At 43.2% G+C, this 25,906-nt stretch carries 18 protein-coding genes; 6 read left to right on the top strand and 12 right to left on the bottom strand.

All coding sequences use genetic code 11. The annotated features are described in order from the left end of the window. Positions 1-91: 91 nt before the first annotated feature. Together L1077_RS04525 and L1077_RS04520 are read right to left on the bottom strand one after the other, a co-directional pair. Positions 92-964: a helix-turn-helix domain-containing protein gene (locus tag L1077_RS04525; protein WP_237135772.1), complete on the bottom strand. Its 873-nt coding sequence runs from the start codon at positions 962-964 to the stop codon at positions 92-94. A gap of 331 nt (positions 965-1,295) precedes the next feature. Further along, a complete protein-coding gene (locus tag L1077_RS04520) occupies positions 1,296-1,742 on the bottom strand; it encodes a hypothetical protein (protein ID WP_237135771.1) in 447 nt (148 codons plus the stop codon). 151 nt (positions 1,743-1,893) lie between these two features. Here L1077_RS04520 and tsaA point away from each other — a divergent pair, with 151 nt between their 5' ends. The 3 genes from tsaA (at position 1,894) to L1077_RS04505 (ending at position 5,394) form a co-directional block, all read left to right on the top strand. Next, positions 1,894-2,625: a tRNA (N6-threonylcarbamoyladenosine(37)-N6)-methyltransferase TrmO gene (tsaA, locus tag L1077_RS04515; protein ID WP_440589536.1), complete on the top strand. Its 732-nt coding sequence runs from the start codon at positions 1,894-1,896 to the stop codon at positions 2,623-2,625. A gap of 94 nt (positions 2,626-2,719) precedes the next feature. Continuing rightward, a complete protein-coding gene (locus tag L1077_RS04510) occupies positions 2,720-4,441 on the top strand; it encodes a proline--tRNA ligase (RefSeq protein WP_237135770.1) in 1,722 nt (573 codons plus the stop codon). 152 nt (positions 4,442-4,593) lie between these two features. Then, complete coding sequence (locus L1077_RS04505; RefSeq protein ID WP_046358177.1) at positions 4,594-5,394, top strand: UDP-2,3-diacylglucosamine diphosphatase; 801 nt, start codon at positions 4,594-4,596, stop codon at positions 5,392-5,394. Between the two features lie 3 nt (positions 5,395-5,397). On the opposite strand, the gene L1077_RS04500 is transcribed toward L1077_RS04505, so the two are convergent. The 3 genes from L1077_RS04500 to L1077_RS04490 are packed head-to-tail and all read right to left on the bottom strand — an operon-like array spanning position 5,398 to position 8,198. Beyond that, positions 5,398-6,609: an ABC transporter permease gene (locus tag L1077_RS04500; protein WP_237135769.1), complete on the bottom strand. Its 1,212-nt coding sequence runs from the start codon at positions 6,607-6,609 to the stop codon at positions 5,398-5,400. Beyond that, entirely contained in the window at positions 6,602-7,390 is a 789-nt protein-coding gene (locus tag L1077_RS04495; RefSeq protein WP_237135768.1) for an ABC transporter ATP-binding protein, read from the bottom strand. Before L1077_RS04495 ends, L1077_RS04500 begins: the two co-directional genes overlap by 8 nt. After that, entirely contained in the window at positions 7,356-8,198 is an 843-nt protein-coding gene (locus L1077_RS04490) for a DUF3025 domain-containing protein (protein WP_237135767.1), read from the bottom strand. Before L1077_RS04490 ends, L1077_RS04495 begins: the two co-directional genes overlap by 35 nt. A 193-nt stretch (positions 8,199-8,391) precedes the next feature. Between L1077_RS04490 and L1077_RS04485 the strand changes: the two genes are divergently transcribed. Both L1077_RS04485 and L1077_RS04480 read left to right on the top strand, forming a co-directional pair. Then, on the top strand, positions 8,392-10,020 hold the full coding sequence (locus L1077_RS04485; protein ID WP_237135766.1) for a M28 family metallopeptidase: 1,629 nt from the start codon (positions 8,392-8,394) through the stop codon (positions 10,018-10,020). 72 nt (positions 10,021-10,092) lie between these two features. Beyond that, complete coding sequence (locus tag L1077_RS04480; protein WP_237135916.1) at positions 10,093-11,259, top strand: putative manganese transporter; 1,167 nt, start codon at positions 10,093-10,095, stop codon at positions 11,257-11,259. Between the two features lie 88 nt (positions 11,260-11,347). Here the strand turns inward: L1077_RS04480 and L1077_RS04475 are convergent, their stop codons facing one another. Together L1077_RS04475 and L1077_RS04470 are read right to left on the bottom strand one after the other, a co-directional pair. Next, entirely contained in the window at positions 11,348-11,992 is a 645-nt protein-coding gene (locus L1077_RS04475; protein ID WP_237135765.1) for a DUF2987 domain-containing protein, read from the bottom strand. Next, positions 11,982-12,806, bottom strand: coding sequence for a glucosaminidase domain-containing protein (locus L1077_RS04470; protein WP_237135764.1), 825 nt, complete (start codon positions 12,804-12,806; stop codon positions 11,982-11,984). Before L1077_RS04470 ends, L1077_RS04475 begins: the two co-directional genes overlap by 11 nt. Before the next feature lie 257 nt (positions 12,807-13,063). Here L1077_RS04470 and L1077_RS04465 point away from each other — a divergent pair, with 257 nt between their 5' ends. Then, positions 13,064-14,368, top strand: coding sequence for an anti-phage deoxyguanosine triphosphatase (locus L1077_RS04465; protein ID WP_237135763.1), 1,305 nt, complete (start codon positions 13,064-13,066; stop codon positions 14,366-14,368). A gap of 574 nt (positions 14,369-14,942) precedes the next feature. Here L1077_RS04465 and L1077_RS04460 read toward each other — a convergent pair. The 5 genes from L1077_RS04460 to L1077_RS04440 form a co-directional block, all read right to left on the bottom strand. Next, positions 14,943-17,333, bottom strand: a complete 2,391-nt coding sequence (locus tag L1077_RS04460; RefSeq protein ID WP_237135762.1) for a glycoside hydrolase family 15 protein — start codon at positions 17,331-17,333, stop codon at positions 14,943-14,945. A gap of 21 nt (positions 17,334-17,354) precedes the next feature. Further along, on the bottom strand, positions 17,355-18,845 hold the full coding sequence (locus L1077_RS04455) for an MFS transporter (RefSeq protein WP_237135761.1): 1,491 nt from the start codon (positions 18,843-18,845) through the stop codon (positions 17,355-17,357). A gap of 2 nt (positions 18,846-18,847) precedes the next feature. Next, the gene (locus tag L1077_RS04450) at positions 18,848-20,686 is read right to left on the bottom strand and encodes an alpha-amylase family protein (protein ID WP_237135760.1); all 1,839 of its coding nucleotides are present in this window, start codon (positions 20,684-20,686) and stop codon (positions 18,848-18,850) included. A 202-nt stretch (positions 20,687-20,888) separates the two neighbouring features. Continuing rightward, positions 20,889-22,391 (bottom strand): tryptophan halogenase family protein, encoded by a 1,503-nt coding sequence (locus L1077_RS04445; RefSeq protein WP_237135759.1) that lies wholly within the window; start codon positions 22,389-22,391, stop codon positions 20,889-20,891. A gap of 100 nt (positions 22,392-22,491) precedes the next feature. Beyond that, positions 22,492-25,371 (bottom strand): TonB-dependent receptor, encoded by a 2,880-nt coding sequence (locus L1077_RS04440; protein WP_237135758.1) that lies wholly within the window; start codon positions 25,369-25,371, stop codon positions 22,492-22,494. Positions 25,372-25,906: the final 535 nt, after the last annotated feature.

Raw genomic sequence — 25,906 nt, 5'->3', positions numbered from 1 at the left:
AAATAGCCTATCTATCTGTTATTTGATGACAAACATTTTATTTGAACTGACCGTACCTAACTTGCACTATTCGGTCACGGATTTATATTTTTCAGTCAGACTGGGCTTTTCTCAATTCAGTTGGCGTGATGTTAAAGTGCTGCTTAAATGCCCTTGAAAAATAACTTAACTCCTCAAAACCGCATTCAAGTGCAATGTCGGTAATGCGTTTATTGGTTGTGTTTATTTGCTGTTCTGCCTTTTCTAAACGCTTCAATACAAGGTATTTGTTAGCACTTGTACCATACACTTGTTTGAATTTTCGATTAAAGGTTGATGTGCTCATATGACATAAAAACGCCATTTCATCGACCTTCAAAGGAGAATATAAATGTGCTTGTACAACCTGCTGTAGTTTTGGTTGGTTCGGTAAAAACAGCTCGCTCAGAAGTGGCGTAACTTGGCTGCTTGAGTCAGCTTGTATGATCAGCTCTATTAGCTCTTGTACCTTTAAAGCAATCAAACTATCTGTCATGTCATCTGGCTGAGCAATGTACTGTTTCAACAGCGTAAAATAGCCCATGAGTAGTTTGTGATTTGAGATCACCGCGGCTGATCCAGATTCTGAACTCTTTAAATTTAAGTGAGTGCCTACAAACCTCTCAGGTAATGAATTCTTATATATTGATTGAATTAACGACTGTGTTAACCTTACTCCGACAAATTCAACTGCATTGCCTTGTGGGCTGTCTAACCAGCGATTAATGAAGTTATCAGCCTTCATCAACAACGTATCCCCCGTCTTTAAAGACAAAGTCTTACCTGCGCAAATTAAAGATGATTGCCCTTTGAAGATATGTATCAACCGAGCTTCATTAACTAAGCCATCTTGGTAGGTAAAAGGCGCAGAAAACTGCCTGAGCCCCATTACGACTTGAGAGTCGTAGTACAAGGTCTTTAAAACTGGTTTATGTTCTGATGTCATCTAGCTGAATTAACTTTGTGGGGTATCAAACAGTTTAAAGGAATGAGTTGTGCCTGTCCTAATTTATTCTCTACCGGCCAAGCGCATATCGCATAGAACCTAATAAATTTTACGCTCATTCACGATTTAATAAAGGTAATGTATTTCGACTTACTTCAACAACAAGCAATGTACGTCTATATTCGCAAAAGAAACTTAGTACTGGAGAATGTATAGACTTAAGGAATTACCAAATTTATGGACACATGGGGACAATTAACAGTTTTAAACACTCCATTTGCGGCGAAAAGCCGTGCCAAATAAAGCCATAAAAGATTAAACAGAGAGCGTGTTACACACTCTCCCTCGCTACTTCAAATAAGATTGTACTCACCGCAGTTTTTAAATCACTGGCTGGCAACAAGGTGTCAGGAAGTAGCTTGGCAGAAATAGACTCTGTGTAGGATTGCAATACAGGGCTAAGTTTACATGGGCTAATGCGGCCTTCTTTGATGCCACCAAAGGTATTCATCAGGACTTGCCGGTTTTTTTGCAGCTCCAAGATTACCGCGCTGCGGATCGGGCTATTTTGGCAAAGGTGCTTTTTGCATGCACGAATTGCAATTTCCATAAACGCAGAAATTTCTTCATTACTGTGAGTTGGCTTATTTAAGCTTGTGCGCTTACCCTGTTCACTCGAGATAGGGGTAATGCTGTTTTTAAAACCAAGGGCTCTTTCACCAATTAGTTCCATTTCATCACTCGTTAACATCAGCTCGCCAAATCGCGCAAAGTACATCGCTTTATCCATTTCGTTTTTTAGGATAATTATGCGGGTAATTTTTCCGGTGTACATTACACTTTATTACACGCCCTGTTATAAAATATAAATTTGTTGCGCCATATACAAAGCGATACAATACGGCTTTTAATCCACAGAGCCTGCTATCGTGCAATTTGAAGTTGAAGCCATTGGCCATATAGAATCCCCTTATAAGCAAAAGTTTGCCATTCCAAGACAACCAAGACTGGTACCAGAGGCCACCGCAAAGCTGATATTCAGCGAGGCATTTAACCGTGAAGAATTTGTGCGAGGCATTGAAGAGTTCACCCACCTTTGGCTGCTATTTAGATTTCACGAAACCGCTGACAAAGGCTATTCGGCGCTAGTTCGCCCACCAAGGCTAGGCGGTAATGAGCGCAAAGGCGTATTTGCTACCCGCGCAACCTTTAGGCCAAATGGCATTGGCATGAGTGCAGTCAAGCTAGAAGGTGTTGAATATAAAAATGGCCAATTGGCGCTGCTGCTCTCTGGCATAGATTTACTCGATGGCACGCCAATCGTGGATATAAAGCCTTATCTGCCCTATTCAGATGCACTGCAAGGTGCCTCGGCAGGATTTGCCGATACGCGCCCTGAAACCGAAATGACGGTGTCATTTAGTGAGCAAGCCCAAGACTTTATCGAAAAGCAGCGTCAATATCCCGAGCTAATGAGCTTTATCAGCAACGTCTTAAAGCAAGATCCAAGACCTGCCTATAAAAAGAAAAAACAACAAACACAAAGCTATGGCATGAGTCTGTACGAATTCAATATTCGCTGGCAAGTTGAAGATGAGCATAACCATGTCATCGAAGTGAGCGCAGAGAAACCGCAAACAGCCAAAAAACCACAAGAATAAATATCTTTACAGCGAAAATAACTCTTTTTTAGCACCTTAGGCACTGTTAAACTACGTGCCTAATTAAAAACACATAACATTGAACGGAACAAGCATGCGTACCAGTCAATATATTTTAGCGACTCTTAAAGAGACGCCTTCTGATGCCGAGGTGGTCAGCCACCAGCTAATGCTACGTGCGGGTATGATCCGCAAACTCGCTTCAGGTTTATACACTTGGTTGCCGTCAGGTTTAAAAGTACTTCGTAACGTAGAAACTATTGTACGCGAGGAAATGGAAAAAGCTGGCGCAATCGAAATGTTGATGCCTGTCATTCAGCCTGCTGATCTGTGGGAAGAATCTGGCCGCTGGGAACAGTTTGGTCCTGAACTACTAAGAATTACCGATCGCCACAATCGTCCATTTGCACTTGGCCCAACGCACGAAGAAGTGATCACTGACTTTGTACGTAAAGAAGTAAGCAGCTATAAGCAATTGCCTTTAACACTTTATCAAGTACAAACTAAAGTACGTGATGAAGTTCGTCCGCGTTTTGGTGTAATGCGTGCACGTGAATTCACCATGAAAGATGCTTACTCTTTCCACCTAGATGACGCTTGTCTTGAAAAAACATATCAAGTGATGCACCAAGCATACTGCAATATTTTTGAGCGTCTAGGTCTAGATTACCGTCCAGTTATTGCTGACACAGGTTCAATTGGTGGTAGCGTATCACACGAATTCCACGTACTTGCTGAGTCTGGTGAAGATGCGATTGCATTTAGCACTGAAAGTGATTACGCAGCAAACATCGAAAAAGCTGAAGCACTGGCGCCTTCAACTGAGCGCGCAGAGCCAAGCAAAGAACTAAATACTTTCGATACACCGAACGCAAAAACCATCGCAGAGCTTGCTGAACAACACGGTGTTAAAGCGCACAAAGGCGTTAAAACACTGATTGTATACGGCGCTGAAAACGAAGACGGTGAGCGTGGTCTGGTTGCATTAATCGTTCGTGGCGATCACGAATTAAACGAGCTAAAAGCTGAAAAGCTACCGCTTGTTGACTCTCCGCTTGAAATGGCAAAAGAAGAAGACATCGTTGCTGCAATTGGCGCAAAACCTGGTTCACTTGGTCCAGTTGGCCTTGATATGCCAGTGATTGTTGACCACAGCGCTGCTGTTATGTCTGACTTTGTTGCCGGTGCAAACAAAGATGGTGTGCACTACAGTGGTATTAACTGGGGCCGCGATGTCGCTGAGTTCACAACGGCTGACATTCGTAACGTAGTTGAAGGCGATCCAAGCCCGTGTGGTCAAGGTACTTTACAAATCAAACGCGGTATTGAAGTAGGCCATATCTTCCAGCTTGGTAGCAAGTATTCAGAAGCAATGAATGCAGGCGTACTAGGCGAAAGTGGTAAAAACCAAGTCATGACCATGGGTTGTTACGGTATTGGTGTATCACGTATCGTGGCTGCGGCGATTGAACAAAACCACGATAAGTTTGGTATTAAGTGGCCTCAAGCCCTTGCACCATTCGACATCGCAATCGTTCCGATGAATATGCACAAGTCTCACCGCATTCCTGATATCGCAGAAAAGTTCTATGCGGACTTAAAAGCAGCAGGTCTTGAAGTATTGTTTGACGATCGTAAAGAGCGCCCAGGTGTCATGTTCAACGATATGGAACTCGTGGGTGTACCATTCACCTTAGTCATTGGTGAGCGTAACCTTGATAACAATCAGGTTGAGCTGAAAAACCGCCGTACTGGTGAAAAAGTCATGTTAGACATTGATTCAGCAGTTGCTGAAATCTCTAAGCTAATGGCTTAACTCTCCCCCATTTTAAAAACGCGCCTAAATGGCGCGTTTTTTGTTTTACCTGCTACCTTTGCAGAAAATGTCATCTTAGCGTCTCAATACTGATAAAAGTTTGTCATCTCGTGCCTTTACCGTAGACATTATTACGCTTGAGAGTAAACAAGATGGAGCAAACTTACTACCCCAGCATATGGATTTCAGATGTGCACCTTGGCTATAAAGACTGTAAGGCTGAATTCTTATTAGACTTCTTAAATTGCACGCGCTGCGATACCCTGTATTTAGTGGGTGATATCGTGGATCTTTGGTCTTTAAAAAGGCAGTTTTACTGGCACCCGAGCCACTATCAAGTTTTAGAATGTATTCAGAAAAAAGCTGAGTCCGGTACGCGTGTTATTTATATCCCGGGTAACCACGACGAGACGTTTCGCAATTATGTGGATATGACACTGTTTAATGTTGAAGTGCACCACACATACGTACATACCACCTCTGCAGGTAAGCGTTTCTTATTGCTACACGGCGATGACTTTGATTCAGCCACCCGCTACAACAAATTAATCAGTATTATTGGCGATCAAGCCTATGACTTTTTGCTGTTTTTAAATCGTTGGACCAATCGTGTGCGTAAGCTCTATGGCGGACACTATTGGTCGCTGGCTTCTTGGCTTAAAAACCGAGTGCATAAAGCGCGCGCAGCGATTGCGGCATTTGAGCAAGCCGCTGTGCACGAAGCAAAAAAACAAGGCATGGATGGCATTATCTGTGGCCACATTCACCAGCCCAGAATTAATGTCACCGACGGCATTGTGTATTGCAATGATGGCGACTGGATAGAAAACTGCACGGCACTTGTTGAAAACGAGCAAGGCCGCATTGAATTACTGCACTGGTCTGATATACAAAAAGTATTGAACGTCGTTGAGTTAGACACACAAAATTTAGACGGCGTTAAAGCCGCCTAATTGCTATCTAAATAACACAGACTCTTTGCTAAACCAGCGTATACAAAACATCAGCAATGCCCCAGCAAGCAGTGCTGAGGCAACAAAAATCATCACCACGGCACTGTAGTCTACGGTGCCTTTGATGATCTCTTTAATCGCTAAGGATACGTTGGTAATGGGGATCCAAGCCGTAGTGGTATTAAGCGACATATTCGGCATCACTGACACGACAATGGGCACAAACACCAGCATGCTCAGCGGCCCCATATAGTTTTGCGCCTCTTTGAACGAACGTGCATAGATTGAAATTGCCAACACCAAGGATGAGAGCATCACAGCCACAGGCAGTAACAGTGCAAAAATCAGCATAAAGTCCCCAAGTGTCACGCTAGAAAAAGCGTCTTTGATGGTGTCTAACACCCCTATTCCGCTCGCAATACTTATCCAAATAGCCATGCTAGAGACGGTCACCAAGGCACAGGCGATGGAGCTTGCCAATATTGTTAAAAACTTACCCAATACCAGTTGCGTACGCGTCACAGGGGTCAACAACAAGGTTTCAAGGGTGCCCCGCTCTTTTTCCCCTGCCCCCAAATCAATCGCTGGGTAACTTGCGCCCATTAAAACAAGCGGGATCAACATATAAGGAATTAATGCACCGAGCTTTTCACCGTAATTTTCACGCTTATCTGCGGTATCGACTTTGGTAATGGTGATCGGTTTTAGAATTGCACTATGATGCGCTTTAGGCGCCCCTAAAGCTTCTAACGTCGCAGAGCGAATGCCTGCGGCGTATTTATTAATCAGCTTTTCCAATCGCTTATATACAAAGTTAATCGATTGGGCATCATTAAATACCACATGCCAAACGGCTTGCTCTGGTGTGACACTCACTTGCTTATCTTGCTGCTTAGGGATCTCAATACCGACATCTATTTTCCCCGCCTTTACAGCGGCTTTTAATGCCTCGATGCTGTCAAACTGCTCATCCCCTTCATACGGTTTAAAGCTTTTATGATAAAACAGCATTTGTGTAAACTCTGGAGAAAGCTCTGCATTAGCAAGGTAGTAAGTATGCACCTTTTGCTCCGCTTCAAAGGTGGTCTTTGACGCTAAAAACCCTAGCAAAGCAAATAAAATAGGAAAGATAACGATGGGCAGGGCAATGACAAAAAACAGGGTTTTTCTATCACGCAGTAGCTCTTTGACTTCTTTTAAAAACACTTCAAACATCTGCACATCCGTGATTAACAATATTCAAAAACGCATCGTTTAGCTCAGTACTCTGCCCTGCTGTTTTAAACGCGTCTATGCTGCCAGAAAAACGACTTTGCCCCTTATCTATTAAGCACACGCTATCACATAATAAAGCGATTTCATCAAGGTGATGCGTAGAAAACACCACTGGGGTATGTGCAGATTTGAGCTCACGAATAAACTGAATAATGGTTTGCTTGGTCATAATATCTAAGCCTGTAGTTGGCTCATCCAGCACAACCACATCGGGTTGATGTACCACTGCTCGGGCAATATTGGTTTTTTGCTTCATGCCTGTTGATAAATGCTCAGCGCGTTTATCTAAAAAGTCGTCCATTGCTAATTGACTAAACAATTCATCACAGCGCACTTTGAGGGCTTTGCCTTTCAAACCATGCAATTTAGCAAAGTACTCGACATTCTCTTTTGCCGTTAAACGACCATATAAACCTGTTGTACCAGATAAAAAGCCAATGGCTTTTCGACCTTTCAAGGGGTGCTTGACAATGTTATGTCCAGATATTTCAATGCTGCCAGCATCAGGCTTGAGCGCAGTTGATAACATGCGTAACGTGGTGGTTTTTCCCGCACCATTGGGGCCTAGCAGCCCCAATACTTCACCTCTATCACAGCGAAAAGACACATCTTCCACAGAATGAAAGAAACCATCACGCTGCCTTGCGTCGCCACGACTGGTGGTATTTTCTAACTCTTTGGCGAGCTTAAAGCGTTTTTTCAGTCCGTTTACTACTATCACTTATCTTCCTTCTCTTAGGCCTAAAGTAGCTTTCATCCGCATAAAATGCTTCATCTTGCGTGTCATAGTGCCAATCAGGTATGCCCAACAACGGAATGGGTGACATCTGTTTATTGTCATCCAGCACCTTATCCATTGTGATCAACTCAACCAAGCGGCTATCCAAGTGCGCATATTGCTCAAGTAGAGGGAGAGCAGTAAAAGACTCGTCAACTTGAATACACAGCAACTTGCCCGTTAGGCCGATAAACGGGTTAGTCAGCATTTCGTAATTGGCATGACCAAAAACGAAAGGCAGAGCTTCTGCATGCCACTTATCCTTTTGCACAAAGAACGCGTCATGCCATAAATGCGAACGCAAATCTTCTTGCCATTGCATATGAGGCACCGCGAGTACTAATCCGCATTCATCAAACAAGGTTAACGCATTGCGTTTGCGACTGCGCTCTTTTAAGCCGTGCAGTGCTATTTCTTCAATGTGGAGTTTATTAAGTAGACTTTTGGTTTTTGGAAATAAGCACCAGATCATCGCCCCAAAAAAGTCATGCCAGTTATGCTCTCGTGTCGGTACCTGACCGGTTTGCGCAATGATCTCCTCATAGTAACGTGTTTCTTCTTCCAGCTTACTGTTTTCAGTAAAAACAACGTGTTTACCCTGTGCGTTTTGCTGGTTGGTCTGTGCATTTAACCACTCAAAGCTTGGCCAGGTATCAAAGGCTTGTAAATTAAATATTGCCTGTAAATGCGCAAAAGGGGCTTGCGCAAACAATTGATTTTGCCAATTTTCAGGGGGAGTAAACTTTTTCATGCTATCTATGCGTGCTCATTTCGCAAATTGTACTATTGCGCGCATTTTACCAAATACACGCGACGGCGCAAAAAGATAAATAACGTCTGCATACTTTTCCATCTACCTAGCACCATACATCGGCTAAAGTCGAATTTACTTTGCAATTATGGTATTAATTAGCCCGGAAGTAATCTCATAAAAAAGAAAGGTCATGAAACTAAAATTAACACTGAGTGCTTTGTCGCTTGCCATTTTAGCAGGCTGTGCAACGACAAAAAGCAACACACCTGAAGACATTGTCACGGCATATAATAGTATTAATGCCGAGCAACTAGGTGAACACATCAAAACGCTTGCCTCTGACGAGTTTGAAGGCCGCGCGCCATCAAGCAAAGGCGAAGAACTAACGCTTGCTTATTTGACTAAACATTTCAAAGCATTGGGTTATGAGCCGGGCAACGGCAATAGCTTTTTGCAAGAAGTACCGCTGGTATCAATCGAAGCCGATCCAAACATGACGCTAAAAATCGGTGAGCGCAGCTACCCGTATAAAAAGGGCATGGTCATGGGCACAAGCCGCATCAGCCCAGCACAGTCTCTAAACAACTCAGAACTGGTATTCGTTGGTTACGGTGTCAATGCGCCAGAATATGGCTGGAATGACTACAAGGGTCTGGATGTAAAAGGTAAAACGGTTGTTATGCTGGTAAACGATCCAGGTTACGCAACAAAAGACCCTAAAGTGTTTAACGGTAATACCATGACTTACTATGGACGTTGGACATACAAATATGAAGAGGCAAGCCGTCAAGGTGCTGCTGGTGCCATCATTATTCATGAAACAGCGCCTGCATCATATCCATGGGAAGTGGTTGAGAACTCTTGGAGCGGTGAGCAGTTTGGCTTCCAAAAAGAGAACAACAACATGGACCGCGTTGCAGTGGAAGGCTGGATCAGTGTTGATGTTGCAAAAGAGCTCTTTGCAGATGCAGGCCTGAACTTTGAAGATGCCAAAAAGAAAGCTGCTGAAGGTGCATATCACGTAGACATGGGCGACTTAACTGCGTCTGTGGATGTTAAAAGCACTATCAAAAAGTCTGTATCATATAACTTCATCGCCACGCTACCGGGCGCTAAAAAGTCAGATGAGCACATCATTTACTCTGCGCACTGGGATCACCTAGGTGTCGATCCTAACCGTAAAGGCGATAAAATTTATAACGGTGCACACGATAACGCAACAGGCACAGGCGGTATCATCGAAGTGGCTGAAGCTTTTGCTAAATTACCTCAGCGCCCAGACCGTTCGATCACCTTCTTAGCGGTCACCGCTGAAGAGCAAGGTTTATTAGGCTCTAAATTCTACGCTGAAACACCGGTCATTCCAGCAAACCAGACTGTTGCAAATATCAACCTTGATGCCCTTAACTTACTTGGTAAAGTAAAAGACATCAGCGTTGTTGGCCTTGGTAAATCATCACTTGATGGCGTACTTAAAGAAGTGGCAGATGAGCAAAATCGTTCAATCTCAAATGAGTCAAACCCATCTGCGGGTATTTACTACCGTTCAGATCACTTCGCTTTTGCTAACATGGGGATCCCGGCTATGTATGCAGGTGGCGGCCATGAACCATTCGACGATGCCACAGCCAAATACCGAAAGCGTATGAGTCTTGTGCTACGTGGTTGTTACCATCAGCCATGCGATCGCTACAGAAAAGAGTGGGATCTCAGTGGCGCAGTCCAAGATCTTCAACTATTTTTCAAAGCTGGTTACTTAATTTCTCAAGAAGAAGCGTGGCCAACTTGGAGTACAACATCCGAGTTCCAAAGAAAATAAATGGAAATGATATTGATTTTCATTTAATTTAACACTAAAGTGCAACTGTTATTAGGTTACCGGTTGCACTATATGCTCTCATATTCTCGTTCTTATCCGTTCAAGGCGGCTTCTCAATTTGCCTATCTGGCAGCAAATAAGCGGTTGATACTCCCGTTATTATTGATAGCAACTCTATTTTATGCACCTATTCGTGACATTGCGTTAGGCACGCTAGCTGACGCGTTTTTCCAAGTCAGTGTGTTTGTTGCAGGTACCTTAGCAATTTACTACTATCTCGTTGAAAAACTTCCCCAATTAGAACTCAGTTACTTAAATAAAAAATCTCCTGCACTTGAAGTCACCATGGCTGCCGTGCTTGGGGCATTACCCGGCTGTGGCGGCGCCATCATCGTTGTAACCCAATTTACCAAAGGGCAAGCCAGTTTTGCCTCCGTCGTTGCCGTATTGACCGCAACCATGGGCGATGCAGCATTCTTGCTTTTAGCAAAAAAACCGCTTGAAGGCATGGCCATCATCTTACTAGGCATCGCAGTCGGTACCGTCAGCGGCCTAGCCGTAAACCTGTTTCACAAGGCCGATTATTGCAGACCAAAAGCCAATGACACACAAGCAGAAGACTGCGACCCACCCACTTTTGCCGTACGCATGAGTGAACCTGTATGGAAAATAGTCCTGTTCCCTTGTATCGCGATTTCACTTGTTATGGCTTTTAACATGGACTTAGGACAATTTGAGCAACCTATCGAGTTACTCGGTGCGGGCATGGCCATCTTCGCGGTAGTTATTTGGGCGTTGTCATCCAAAGGAAAAACCTATAAGCAAATTACGGCAGAAGAAGAAGAGGTTAAGCCCCCTTCTCGATTAGCAAAAATCCTTCAAGACACGCACTTTGTCACCGCTTGGGTAGTGGCAAGCTTTATGATTTACGAACTGTCGGTTGCTTTATTTGGCTTAGACTTAGCAGCTTGGTTCACAGAGTATGCGATTTACGCACCGCTTATTGCGATCATGATTGGATTACTACCAGGCTGTGGCCCACAAATAGTGGTGACCAGCTTATATATTCAAGGCGTATTGCCATTTAGTGCATTAGCAGCAAATGCTGTCGCAAATGATGGTGATGCGTTGTTTCCAGCGATAGCCCTTGCGCCAAAAGCAGCACTGTTAGCAACAGCCTATTCAGCAATACCCGCCTTGTTTGTCGGGTACGGTATTTACTACTGGAACCTACCCTAACCTATTTCAATTCGCATATTCACAACCAGAACAAAAAAGCGACCTCATGGTCGCTTTTTCATATCTATTGTTTATCGAACTGGTCTAGTTACTTTTCTATCCAAGGTTTAACACTGACCAAGTTTGCAAGCACATTAAATCGAGCATTGTCATTTTCCCAGCTGTCATTGACATGAAAACGACAGCGGTTCAATTCACAGCTGACGCCTTCACCACTCAAAGCGACGTTGCTTGCAAATTCCACCGTAACACCTTTTTGCTCAGGTAACATGAAAGATAATAGCTTACCCACAAATACACCTGACAAATCGCTCAATAGTGTCTCAAACTCAGTGTGTAGTTGATATAATTTGTGTTTAGTAAGATGTTGATTAGAGAAGTATGCAGATTCAATTTGGATCTTAATCTCACAATAAGTCGCCGTCTCAGGTTTTACAACTACCACTGCTTTGTCTTTATCAAGCTTTTCGTCAATTGGTAACATTAACTGCGCATGTTCAGTGTAGTGCAGCGGCATTGAAGTTTGCTCAGTAACTATGTTTCCCTCTGCAATGGTGCATGGCTTTTTACTTTCACCTTCAACCAAATAGAAGTTCACTCGAGCAAACTCGAACTCACCTTTTTTGACCACCTTTAGGCGGTCATAAAAGCCTTCATAAGAGGCCACAAACTCTTCAGCGAAACAACCAAAGCTACTAGATAGCAGTAGCAGTGGTAGGATCCTATTCTTCATCAAAATAAGCCTTGTTATGTCTGATCATATCATTGAGTTCTTCAATGTAATCTTGTCCACGTTCAGAGTATGACATTAAACCCGGCGTCAGAGCTGTCGCGGTGATCTCTTTTTTATCAGCCCTAAGCTGCGCACGAACTGTGCGAAGCTCACGATAAGCATCATGTGTATTTATATTTCTAAAATACGAGGTAACCGATGCCCTGACCGACTTAAATGCTGCCACTTCATGTGCGGCCTCATCAGCACGGCGCTTCGGGATCATCCCGCACCCTGTACGGTAACACCACTGACCGAAAAAGTTCAAACCGATCCGTGCAAATCGAGAGGTCCCCCATGCAGACTCATTGGCCGCCTGCATTAATGCTAACTCTTTCGGGATAATATCAACTCTATCAAGGGCCAATTTTAAACTCTGAACAGTGATCTCTTCTTGATCTATCTTATAAAGTTGAAAGATAGTCTCTACACGTTCAATCTGCACATCACTGAGCGACTCATCAAACTGCAACATCATCAATGCAATTTCAATACTCGCTCTTTGTTGCAAAATGACCTTATTCTCAGCCTCTACATGAGGTTTAATGAAGTCAAAAAAGGTCTTTTTCTTAGTCGCAATGTCTTTAATAAACGCAAAGTCAGGTAGCTGCACATCATGTAATGGCTGCTCAGGTAATTCGACTTCAGGGATCTCAACGATAACTTCTGGTACTTCTACTGGCTCTGGCTTTTCCGGTGGTTCGGTTATAAATGGATAAATAATTGCGTACAAAGAAACTGCAATTAATAAAATCTTGATCAAATTAGAACGCATGATTCTCCTCTCACTAGTACCTACCAAACGAGCTATCTGAACTTCCTTTGTCAGAGAAAGACTCGTTGTACTTAGTTCATCTCATAAAACGGCGACCGATTATAGCAACAATCGCAGTTAAACGCGAATTTACGCCTATCCGTCGCTAAAATAAGCTTTTTTCCAGTCACACCAAGTAATTACATTTTTAACTTTGCATCGCTATACTTAGCTTACAAAGATGGAATAAGACAATAACTAGCCACGTAGAGTACCTTATGACCCAGCCCGTATGGCAACAAAGATTGCTAGATCAAATAAAGAATCGCCCCAATGATAATCGCTCAGCATGGCAAGTAGACCGCTCTCGGATCATCCATGCAGCTGCTTTTAGGCGCCTGCAATCAAAGACGCAAATCATGAGCATTGGCGTAAATGACTTTTACAGGACACGGCTAACACATTCACTAGAAGTATCTCAGATAGGCACTGGCCTATTGCGTCACCTCAAGCTGCAAAACCCTGACTTTGAGCACTTCCCTTCAGCAAGCCTGATTGAAACCATTTGTCTTGCCCACGATATTGGTCATCCGCCTTTTGGTCATGGCGGAGAAATCGCGCTCAATTATTTGATGCGTGATTACGGGGGATTTGAAGGCAATGCACAAACACTGCGGATCGTTACTAAGTTAGAGCCCTATTCAAATGGCTATGGCATGAACTTGACCAGGCGTACGCTGCTCGGTTTTATAAAATATCCAGCGCTCATCTCTGCATTACAGCTTAAACCACAAAGCATTAACTCGCATCAGCGCTTTATCTACACCCAAAAATGGTTCCCCGCTAAGGGCATTTATGATTGCGATAAAGACGTTTTTGATTGGATATTGTCGCCTTTGCCCAACAAAGATAAAGCCCTTTTCACAACACACAATCCCATTGATGAGTTTAAATCTAAGACTATCTACAAATCTCTTGATGCGGCCATCATGGAATATGCAGACGATATTGCTTATGCAGTGCATGATTTAGAAGATGCGATTGCCACTGGCACACTCAGTGAGCGCGATTGGTATAACTATGCGATGCCTGAATTTAAAAAAATTAACTCCCCTTGGCTTGAGCAAAACCTGTCGAGTTTAACGCATCGCCTTTTCTCTGATGATGAACCGCTTAGAAAAGACGCCATTGGCGAACTGGTCAATATCTTCATTGTTCACTGTGCTTTGGTACAACACGATGCAGAGTTTGACGACCCCTTGCTCAAAAATACAGTTAAGCTCGGCGATGAATTTGAAGCCATCCTCAAGGTCCTTAAACAATTTGTATACCAAAGACTCATTCGTGAACCGACTATGCAGCAAATTGAGTTTAGTGGTCAGAATATGTTGATTGATTTATTCGATGCATTTTCCAGCGACCCAATGCGTTTACTGCCTTATACTGCTCAATCTCAGTACCAGCAAGCTCAAAGTAACACGGCAAAAATGCGAGTGCTTGCAGATTATTTATCTGGCATGACTGATGAATACGCAAGACGCTGTCATGCACGTTTATTTGGCAATAGCATGGCGAGATTATAGGGTGCGTTCTGTGATATTTTTATGCCTACAAATGGAGATAAAAGATTAGTGTTTTGAGCGAGCTGCATTAAACACTGCCAAGTTGTATTGTCACTAATTTATAGTTTGTTTTTCATACAGTCGTGTTAGCCTAATTTTGGTGTTAATAAATTAAAAAAGGAATAACAATGAAATTAAAACTACAAAAAGGCAACTTAAAGAACTTGTCGAATGATAATGTGACTTTAAACAAGCAAGTAACTAACTAAGCAGATCAATGGTGGTATTAGATGGTACGCAACATGGGAGTGTACAACTGGTTGGCACCGTTGTGAGCCATAAATTATCCTATAAACATGGGGTCAGCTGACCTCATGCTTTTCATAGCCTTTCTAAGCTCATTTCCCACCTCCCCTTTCAACAAATAACATCAATCCAAATTTTCATAAAAAAATCATTTGAGTAAATACAAAATGCGAGTTCTGGATAATCAGAAAGATAAAAATATCGCTTTGCCGTTTTTTGGGGCTAGATCAAAAATAGTGAGTCTGAAGGTAAATGGGTGGTAGCGTCTACCCCCCATCAAAAAGGTTGGTTATTTTAGTTTGTCACTGACGATTGGGTAATGATCCCAGACGTTTTTATCTGCAAGTGAACGGACCAATTTAACGTACTCTGCATGTGTCCAAGCCAGCGGTGTTGCCGAATTTGTGCCTTCACCTAGCTGATAACCAAACGGGTTAACACCGACGCCATCCCAAACTTGCTCTGGTAGCATCAAACCTTCGTTGGCAAAGTGCTCCATGCCACGTACATAGGTATGCTTAATACGCGTCACAGCTTCTTTGTTTAAGCCCTTAGTCGCAGCGGCAGCCGCTATTTCATAATGGCCTTTTTCACCTGTAAAGAATGGCCATACACGACCACGCTGTCCCGGTGTATTTTGATCGCCCTCAGCATAATTAGTCCCTTTTACTTCATCTTCGCCATAGCCATCGTTACCGTAACGACGGTAGCCTGGGTACGAATTTGGATCGCCTGCAAAGGTAAAGCTGTATTTTACACGCAAGTTTTCAGGTAACGTTTCATCTTCGTACTCTGGCAGTGTTTTCAAGATACTAGGCGCATCGGCATCCCTTACACCATAACGTACCAACTCTAAGAAACCACCATCAATGATCTGACGCTTATCAAGTCCTGTACGGCCATTGTTATCACCCAATTTTGTGGCGGTGTTTGGGTTCTCGTCTCGTGCGATACGGAAGAAGTATTCACCATCTGTGTCTTGGCCTTTCAAGTTACCTTCGGTGGTGAACATCAGCTTTTCAACAGTATCGTTATACTGTTTAGCAGTATCTAGATACCTTTGCTCACCGGCTTTATCACCTGCTAGCTTAGCGATGTCGCTTGCTGTCACTAAGCCCGCAATCACCGCCGCGGTTGTCGAAGGAGAATACCCGTCTTGCTCTTCCCAGCGCTCTTGTTGGGTCGCCGGTGGTGCAATTTGCGTGTCATTCCACAAAATCTTTGCCAGACCACCGTCTACTAGGAACTCTGCCGCAGGTTTGAGCATGCGCTCGTACCAGTAAACTAGCTTTTCATCACTTAACACACCCGCTTGCCACAATTTCCAAGCAAGCATGATCGGCATCGCTGTTTGGTCAAGCTGAACGCCTACCCACTCTAACTCACCATCAACATGTGTCTTTTGTAAAAACCAGCCAGTATCGCCTTGGTTACCCGGTGTGCCATCCATCACTTGAACTTTTTCAAGGTATTCAAATGAGGTTAGCGCTGTATCTGGGTCGCCCATCGCCATGAACGCCATAGCGACTTGATAGAAGTCACGCACCCAAACAGCTTTATATCCTGTGTGACCTTGCTCAGCAGCAACTGTGTCACCCCATGGGTTAGAAAGTGATGCAATGAGCGCTCCGGCATGCGTTTTATCTTCCTGTGCTTTTAAGACTAATGCACTGACATTTAATAATTTACCGCTGTCAGTGGTGTAGTTTGAAAGACGCTGCATAGGTTCAAGGCTGGCTAAGTAATCTTCCCAACCTATGTGTTCGCCTTGGCCATTGTAGTGTGCAAGAACTTTGTCATAGCCTTTATTTAGCGCAGCGGCACCTTGAGCGAAACTATCCGCTTGTGACTTGCCAAAGCTCAACGCAAGGTCAAAGGTCGCAGATCCCTTAACTTCACCAAGCTCTGCAAGCCAGTTTACATTGCCTTTTGTATCACCCGTGCTTTGGTAAGTACGCGTCAATGCATGATTTTTCTTAAGTTCATTCAGATTGTCACTACTACCTGTAAAACCTACCGATACTTGCTCAAACCCTGTACTACTTTGCAAGGTTAAAAAGTTATCAGCTTCCCAAGCAACCAAACCTTTGTCTGTCACGGTTGCTGAGTCATTTAGGCCGTTATTATTTACATATGGGTTGACGTTCACAAACGCTTTTACACCGCTCAGCTGCGTATCTACTTTTGCTCTAACAAATAAAGTCTGGCCATCAGGGTCCGTGAAAATGTGTTTCTCTAGTGTAAAGCGACCTTGCTTGTCTTTGCTGACAACTTTATAAGCCAGTGATAAAGGGCGACCTTGTGCATCTTTATAAAGATAATCAATAGACACATCTAACTCATCGCGCTCAGTCACAGTAAAGTCTTTACCTGTCACCACAAACTGCATATCACGAATTTGAGCTTGGTGAATAAGGCCGAACATGGTCTCAGTGATCATGCCTTTGGCAATTGAAAACCAAACTTTAGATACTTCACCTGTTTGTGCATCATTTGCATACTGGCCATTTTTATAGGCTTCATAAGACGTGCCAATGCCCGTTTTATCTGAATAAGTCCAAAACGGCTTATCGCCCGGCGCACCGGGTGCGGTCTCAATCTGCTGCGTATTCGTTGCACTACCACACCCAATAAGGCCTGCGGCAATCAGTGCCAACGACAAACATGACAATTTTTTCATTTTTACTCCTCAGTGGCTGTTTTATTGCGCGCTTGTTTTCACACGTGCAACAGACAGCGCCGCTAAAATAAACGACACACCACCAATAACTAATGCATAAATAGGTTGATTCTCGAAAACGTTTCTTAAGATAAGGCCAAGTACACTGGCTGCCAGCAATTGAGGGATAACAATAAAGAAGTTAAAAATCCCCATAAACACGCCCATTTTGTGCGCTGGCACAGCATCGCTTAACATGGCATAAGGCAGAGATAAAATAGATGCCCACGCAAAGCCGATACCTATCATTGGTACCCACAGTAAACTTGGATCTGAAATAAACAAAAAGCTCAATAGCGCACCGGCACCTAAAAGCAGATTTAAACTATGCGCCCATTTGAGGCCAACACGTTTGACCACAAATGGGATACATACGGCTGCTAGCGCGGCAAAACCATTATATGCAGCGAATAGGATACCGACCCAATCAGCGCCATCGTTATAGGCTTTAGAAGTCACATCCGTCGCGCCATAGTGAAAACTGGTTACTGCCGATGTGGTATAGATCCACATTGCAAATAAAGAGAACCAGCTGAAAAATTGCACCACCGCCAATTGCTTCATGGTTTCTGGCATAGTGAATACATCGTAAATGACTTCGTAGAAACCACCGCTTGTACGCTGCTTGTTTTGCAAATAGCCCGCAATGAGAATGATCGCTGAGAACGACAGTAATAGCGCACTTAACAAGTAAAGCTCTTTTTCTAGCTTCAACACGGTAACACCCGCCAAAATAAGCCCACCAATCACACCACTCACAAGTGCAAACTTGGCAAACTGAATACGTTGTTTTGGCTGTGATGATGCTTGTTTCAGCTCTGGTGATTCAAATTCGGCTAACTGCTCAGGTGTGTATTCTCTGGTTTTAAGAATGGTCCAGCCAACTGCCAAAAATAAAATCACACCACCAAAATAAAAGGCATATTTAACAGACTCAGGAATTTCCCCAGGCGCTGCCGTGTTGCTGATCCCAAACCAGTTGGTCATCATCCAAGGCAATGCAGAGGCGATAATGGCACCAATACCAATGAAAAAGCTTTGCATTGCATAGCCTGTTGCGCGCTGCTTTTTATTAAGATTATCACCTACTAATGCACGAAACGGTTCCATCGTGACATTGATTGACGCATCCATGATCCACAGCATACCGGCTGCAATCCAAAGTGTCGGCGAGTTTGGCATGATGAAGAGTGACAAAGTCGTCAATATCGCACCATACAAAAAGAAAGGACGACGACGGCCAAGGCCCGTCCAAGTTCTATCGCTCCAGTAGCCAATTATCGGCTGTACAATCAATCCTGTGAGTGGCGCTGCCACCCACAAAATAGGAATATCATCAACTGATGCGCCTAGCGTTTGGAAGATTCGGCTCACATTACCGTTTTGTAACGCAAAGCCAAATTGAATGCCCATAAAACCAAAGCACATATTCCAAATTTGCCAGAAACTCAGTTGTGGTTTTTGTTTTTGCATAATTAGTTCTCTAGCTCATACACAACACTGGCAAGCGGTGCCAAGGTGATGTTGAGTTGATTATTTTTAATGACAAGTGTTGGGTGAGATTCCAACTTATCGACGACTTTGCCTTGCCACCCCTCTGGTAATTCAATCGTAACCTGCTGCGCATTATCAGCATCAAAGTTACTTGCCACAATAACTTGCTGAGCGGCATTATCACGTGCAAATGCCATCACTTTTTCAGCTGGCTTGTTAGCACTCTCTAATGTGTTCAGTTGCACCAGTGCGCCATGTTGAATAGCAGGCATTGAGCTTAAGTTCATGAGCTTTTTGTAATATTGACGTAATGCCTTTTGCTCATCACTTAGCTGGCCACCGTCAAATTTGCCCTTATTCATCCAAGCCTGATGTGCAGGTACACCGATATAATCAAAAATGCTGGTGCGGCTAGGTTTACCAAAACCGGCCATCTCTGAGCCGTCTTCACCGACCGATTGACCGAAATACAGCATAGTCGGTGCTTTACTGATTAAATGGCTCACTACCATCGCTGGTTTGCCTTTTTCAGCGCTGCCTACAAATTCAGGGCTGGCGATACGTTGCTCGTCATGGTTTTCTAAAAAGTGCAGCATGTGTGGTGCTATATCTGACACGCTTAAGTGTGCATCCATTACATTTTGTGCATTGCCAGTGCCTTGCATCAACAGCTTCAAGCTGTCATAAAAGCCCACTTTGTCATATAAGAAGTCCATTTTTCCTTGGTGAATATAAGGGCGATAAAGGGTTGGGTTGTACACCTCAGCCAATAAAAAGGCGTCAGGGTTTTGCATCTTGATGGAAGAGTTTAAAAAGCTCCAAAATTCAACTGGCACCATTTCAGCCATATCGTAACGGAAGCCATCTACCCCTTTATCAAGCCAATATAAGGTGATGTCTCTAAACTTATACCAACTATCCGGTAGGTCTTTATCTTGCCAAAATGCATAGTGTGCACGGTAGTCTTGCTTTGCCATCTCAGCAGGCAGCGTTGGAAAGTCATAGCTGCCATCAGGGCGCACACCGTAATTCACTTTAACGGTTTCATACCAATCATGAATATGCGGCTGCGCAGCTCGTGCGCCATTCCCCGTCCATTTCGCAGGTGATTCTGTAAATTGGCCATCCGCAAGCGGGTGAGACTTACCGCCTAGTACTTGGTAATCAGCAGATGTGGGAACTTTAAAGCCCTGCCCTGTCACATAATAAAAGTTGTTATCACGGGCATAAGTCAGCGATGTATTGTCTTGCGCGCCAAAATCTTTAACCCCTTGCGGCGCACTCAAAGATTGGTAATTTCTTGCAACATGGTTGGGTACAATGTCTATCACTACTTTCATATCTGCATCATGAGTACGCTCAATCAGCGCTTCAAACTCTGCCAAGCGCTTTGCAGGATCTTTTGCTAAGTCAGGGTTAACATTGTAATAGTCTTTAATTGCATAAGGTGAACCTGCACGGCCTTTCACCACATCGGGATCGTCTATACCAATGCCATACGCACTGTAATCGGCAACTAAAGCATGATGTAGCACACCCGTATACCATACATGGGTCACGCCCATGGCTTTAATTTCCGATAACGCCTTTGGTGTGAAGTCATCGAATTTGCCCACGCCATTTTGTGCCAACGTACCCCAAGGCACATTATTGGTATTTGTGTTGCCAAATAGTCGCGTGAATACTTGGTAAACGACAGGTTTTTGCTCTTGTTGTTTGGCTTGCTTACTTTGCTCAGCAGGTTGAGAAGACTGACATGCTGTCAGCAAAACACTGCCTGATATTAAGCTCAGTGCAAGCACCAAAGGTTTTATTGTCATTATCTTGTTGTCATATTGGTATTTTAATTGAGTCTACTGACTTGCAGCCCAGTGTTGAACCACTTGCATACGTATTCAAAGTCGTGATTAATTTCTTGTTCATATAAAAAAACGCGAAGTATGGTAGATACTTCGCGTCATGAAAAGGTATCGTTCATTGTCTGCGGGTAAAAAGGGCTAACTATTAACCCTGTTTTTGACATTAATCGATGAAATGAGCCAGCTGGGCGCGGTGGTCCGAAAAATTTAGTCCGCACCTTCTGATATACTCACGGACTTGATTCATCTCGAACTTATTCGCAGCTTGGCTTGCAGCAACCAATTGACGCTGTTCTGGATAAATGCCATATCCGGCTAACAAACAATGCCAGCTGACAGATGGATAGTATTTATCAATATCCTGCCTATCTAGTTCATCTGATAAATTTTTTCCTTGCACCCAGGTATTTAAAACGTCAAATAAAGACTTTGACAACTGGTTGTTATTCGCATTATCACGCCAATAAGCTGTATCATTGCGGCTGTTAACACGGTAATGCGCGACGATATAATCCCTGATAGCTTGATATCTTTGTGACATCATTCGATTATGCTTGTCTCGCCCTTTGCAACTAAAGTTTTCTTCTTGATAACACTCAATAAATGACTGGACGGTTTCTTGTACTATATGTAAAGCAGTTGCTTCCAGTGGCTCAATAAACCCTTGAGACAGCCCAATTGCCACACAGTTTTTGTGCCAATGTTCTTTTACTTGACCCACTTTCATATTCAGGTGTCTAGCTTCAATATCACTATCTAATAACCCAAGAGCAGCCCTTAATTCCGTTTCTGCTTGGTCCTTATTACAATACCTCGAACTATAGACATAACCATTACCAACACGATTGGTTAAAGGAATATGCCAACTCCATCCGTATTTCCTTGCTATTGACAGCGTTTCCGACGCAATAACATCTCCTTGCTCAGTCGGGAGAACAACAGCGCTATCATTAAACAAATTATTTGAGAATGACTCAAAACCAACCTGTAAATGTTGTTGCAGAAGTAAACTAGAAAAGCCAGAGCAATCAATAAATATATCGCCACTTACTTCCAGCCCAGATTCGCAAATTAATGCCGAAATTGTGCCATCGATGTCTTTTCGCACATCTTGTACTCGAGCCTGAATGTGCTCAACACCAAAGCGTTTTGCTTTTTCTGCCAGTAACAGCCCTAGCTTTGCAGAGTCAAAGTGATAACCGTAGTTGATTTCAAACGGAAAGCTTTCAGCTGCAATAGGTGCTTTTGCATGTTCAGCTAAATAAGTTGCTAAAAAGAACGGATCTGGATGACCTTCTAAATCAACCCCTTTTCTACGCACAAAACTATTATGAAAAAAAGCCGGCGCAGAGTAGTCATCGGGCTGTGCAGGAAACGGATGAAAGTATTGCTCAAATCCGGGTCTCGTTGACCAGTTTACAAAGCGTATGCCATTTTTATAGGTCGCATTGCATTGTGGCATCCACTCTGACTCGGGCACTTCAATAAAATCCATAAAGGCCTTGAATTGCGGGGTAGAACCTTCTCCGACGCCGATGATACCTATATCGGGTGACTCAATGACGCTAATACAAATATCTTTATCACACCAACTCTTTGCAATTAGGTTTGCCGCCATCCAGCCAGCGGTTCCTCCACCTAGTATGACAATTTTTCTGCTATTCATTGTCTTTCTCCTGATATACCGCACCGTAAATATTATATAAAACAAAGCCACCAAAACATTCGTTCTGATGGCTTTTATTTCAAGCGACTAACTATGCTCGCTAAAAGCTATAGTTGAAGCCTAAGAAGTACTGGCGACCGAATACCTTGTCTTCTCCAGTTCTCAATGAGCTACCTAGATTTGACGTATTGGCTTCATCGGTCAAGTTATTGATCTGGAATACCGTTTGTACCCCATTATCAAAGTCATACGTTGCCTGCCAATCAACTACCGTGTACTCATCAGCTGAGGTTGGAGAGGTACCGCCCGGTGTCGCGCCTAAGTATGTATATTCATCACGATAACGAATGTTGAAATGCGTTGTAAACTTATCAATATTCCAGAATACGGTCGCGCTCCAAACATTTTTCGACAGGCCCGGTAAACTCAATTGCTTATCAGGGAAATTACCACCACCATCAATGGTTGTTTCACTTTCAGTATAAGAGTAATTGGCATTCAGACCTAAACCAGAAAATACCCCAGGTAAACTATCAAATAATGTCGTGTACGCGAGCTCAATACCACGGACATAGCCGCCTTTGTCATTGTTGCGCGTTGTTTGATATTGTCCAGGAACAAAACCTTGCGGGACTTCTAGACCAATCGTAGACCAATCTATTTCGCCCTCAAAGTACGTTACATCTTCGATTAATGACTCTATATTCTTCCAAAATAGAGCAGCAACAAATGCGCCGCCATCTTCAAAGTAATGCTCATACGACAGGTCCATTTGATTCGCTCTGAATGGATCTAGGTTTGGATTACCTTTAGACCAAACATTGTATCGTTGGCTTTCCCCATCATTTGCAGTATCTGCCCACGAACCTGCACCACCGCGCAATTGGTTAACTGGTGGGCGGCCCATAACTTTTGCAGCAGCAAAGCGAATTTGATCTTGCTCAGTAATACGGAAGTTAAGGTTTAGTGACGGCAAAATATCAGTATATTCTGGACCATAGTTTACATGACGATAATCCGTGCTCGTAACACCATTATCATCGGTAATTGCATCACCAACTTCATCACCTTGTATCTGTTGGATACCAATCGACTTCGTATCGGTGCGCACAGCACGTACACCAAAGTTACCGGAAACTGGAATATTTCCAATTTCAGTATCTATGTTAGCCATTATATAAGCTGCAAAAACTTCTTCTTTGACTGCGCCACTCTCAACCAGTGTCCAGTTATGCTCCCAAGTTTGCTGCCCGTCATAGTTGCCAGCTCCAAATACAGAGTCCGCAATTCCCACCATATCTAAATCTAGGTAATCAAAGCCACCACCATTTTTGACGGTCACAAAGCCAGTTAAGTCATGTGGAACACATGCGTGATTTTGGTGATTGAACTCACACCCTTTATTTGTCACAATCTCGCCGTTTGGTAAACGGTAGCCGTTTTGTCCCTCACGGGCTCCCCAACGGAATGTCGAACGCTGATCAGTAAACTCACGCTTAGACCAGCGTATACCGACTTCAACTGCAGAAATAACGTCATGTTCAATATGATATTTGAAATCAAGATTGGCACTATCGATCTTATCGGTGTATTTGTGTGGGAACTGCTCCCAATCACCCAAGCGCATATGAGATAGATCAGTGTAATCATGACCTAACACTAACGAAGCTGCATCAGTGTTGTTATGATCAAAAGCAAAATATTGATTGCTCAATTCTTGCCATGTTTCTACAACTGTGCCGTCTTCCAATGTTCCCGTGCCAAACTCATAAGCATGCATTGATGCAATCATATCGCGACGCGTTTTTTCACCTTCACTGTGTGCAAGGTCGAAACTGATTTCCCACTTGTCTGTCGAGTACTCTAAATTTAAGCCAAAGCTATCTGTGGTCGACTCAGTTGATTGATCTTCAGAGCGCATTTCTATCCATGGCCCTGCTGAGTCACGAATGAAATACTCACCCGCCACTAAGAATCGGTTTTTCCCCTCGCCGTCATACTTGGCGTTTCGTAATTCGAACAGTTCTTTTGCACCATTGGTACGTGACAAACCTTCTACGTTCAATCCATTTTTACGATCTTCTGAATCGAACGTCGAATGAAAATAGTCAAACTGTGCTTTAAAGTTGTCCGTAGGTTGGTAGACAAGTGTGCTCATCATACCTAGACGCTCATCAGCACCAGCGGTATTTCTATACTGATAGCCATTAAATGAACGTTCATATTTTTTACCGTCGCCATCAATATCACGTGCGGCTTCTGGAGAATGGCCAGAAAACTCAACTGAGCTATTTGGCTGATTCAAATATGCAGCGCCAATACCAAAGCCCACAGTTTCATCTAAAAACTTGCCTTGGTAAGAAAAACTCAAGCGCTCACCATTGGCATCTGCATCAATATCTGATGCAGCATCATTATGAGAAAACCTTACACTAGTATTAAAGTTATGCGTATTTTCTGCATCTAGCGGGTTGGCCGTTTTCAACTCCACAGTACCTGCCACGCCGCCTTCTACAAGAGATGCTTTTGGCGATTTATAAACAGCAGCCTGTGTAATTAGTTCTGACGGATATTGATCAAAAGAAATCCAACGACTACCTGCCGAGTAACCACTGGTACTGGCTTGCTCACGGCCATTTAATGTTGTTTGAATGAAGTCTCCGTTCATACCACGAATATTAAGCTGAGATGATTGACCGCTATCTCTTACGGCGGTAACGCCTGGTAGACGGCTCAATGCATCTGCGATTGAAATGTCCGGCAAAGAAGCCAAGTCTCCCGCATCAACCACTTCAGATACGGTATCGCCAAATCGTTTCTTATCAATCGAAGCTATGATACTGCGGCTGATCCCACGTACCTCTATCACTTCTACTTCTTCGTTTATCTTTGCTGTTTGCTGCTCTTGTGCGCTTACAGTGTGACTTACACCAGCTGCGATGAGTGCAGCTGTTAATAAGCTTGGTTTGAACGTAGACATAATGTTTTATCCCAATTAGCTTTTTTGTACGTCGCTTTGTTGTTATTTACCTAATGCAGAGATTGATAGTAAAACTGCAAAAATAAATTCATTTGACGTTAATTTTGTTGTCACCCGCCATATTAGCGTTGTGACTTGGCTAGCCACAACTTTATGCATACGTATTCAAAGAAAGGTGAGCAGGCATGAACTTCAAAAAAGTCGTCTTAAAAAGCTTATAAACCTATGCTTTTATTAACTTTATTTAAAATGCAACCAAAGTTAACAATTCCAGCAATACATTTAAGTATATTTTACAAGCAAGTAACTCAAGCGCTAAGCAGAAAGAGTATGACATAAAAATCATCATATAGTTGAGTGTTGAATACATTAAAATGAAATTGGTATTACCAATTTTAATCGCCAAAAGGCTCGTAAAAGCAGAACAGCGACTTTCTTCACTATAAATTGGTAAAGATGATTTAGTAAACCTTCAATTGTCAGAGATTTGTCAAAATTTCATAATATTTTAAATGCATACGTATGCAGTTTTTTT

Origin of the sequence: Pseudoalteromonas luteoviolacea (genome assembly GCF_021654285.1) — a bacterium.
GTDB lineage: Bacteria > Pseudomonadota > Gammaproteobacteria > Enterobacterales > Alteromonadaceae > Pseudoalteromonas > Pseudoalteromonas luteoviolacea_J.
This window is presented reverse-complemented; position numbering and strand designations above follow the sequence as displayed.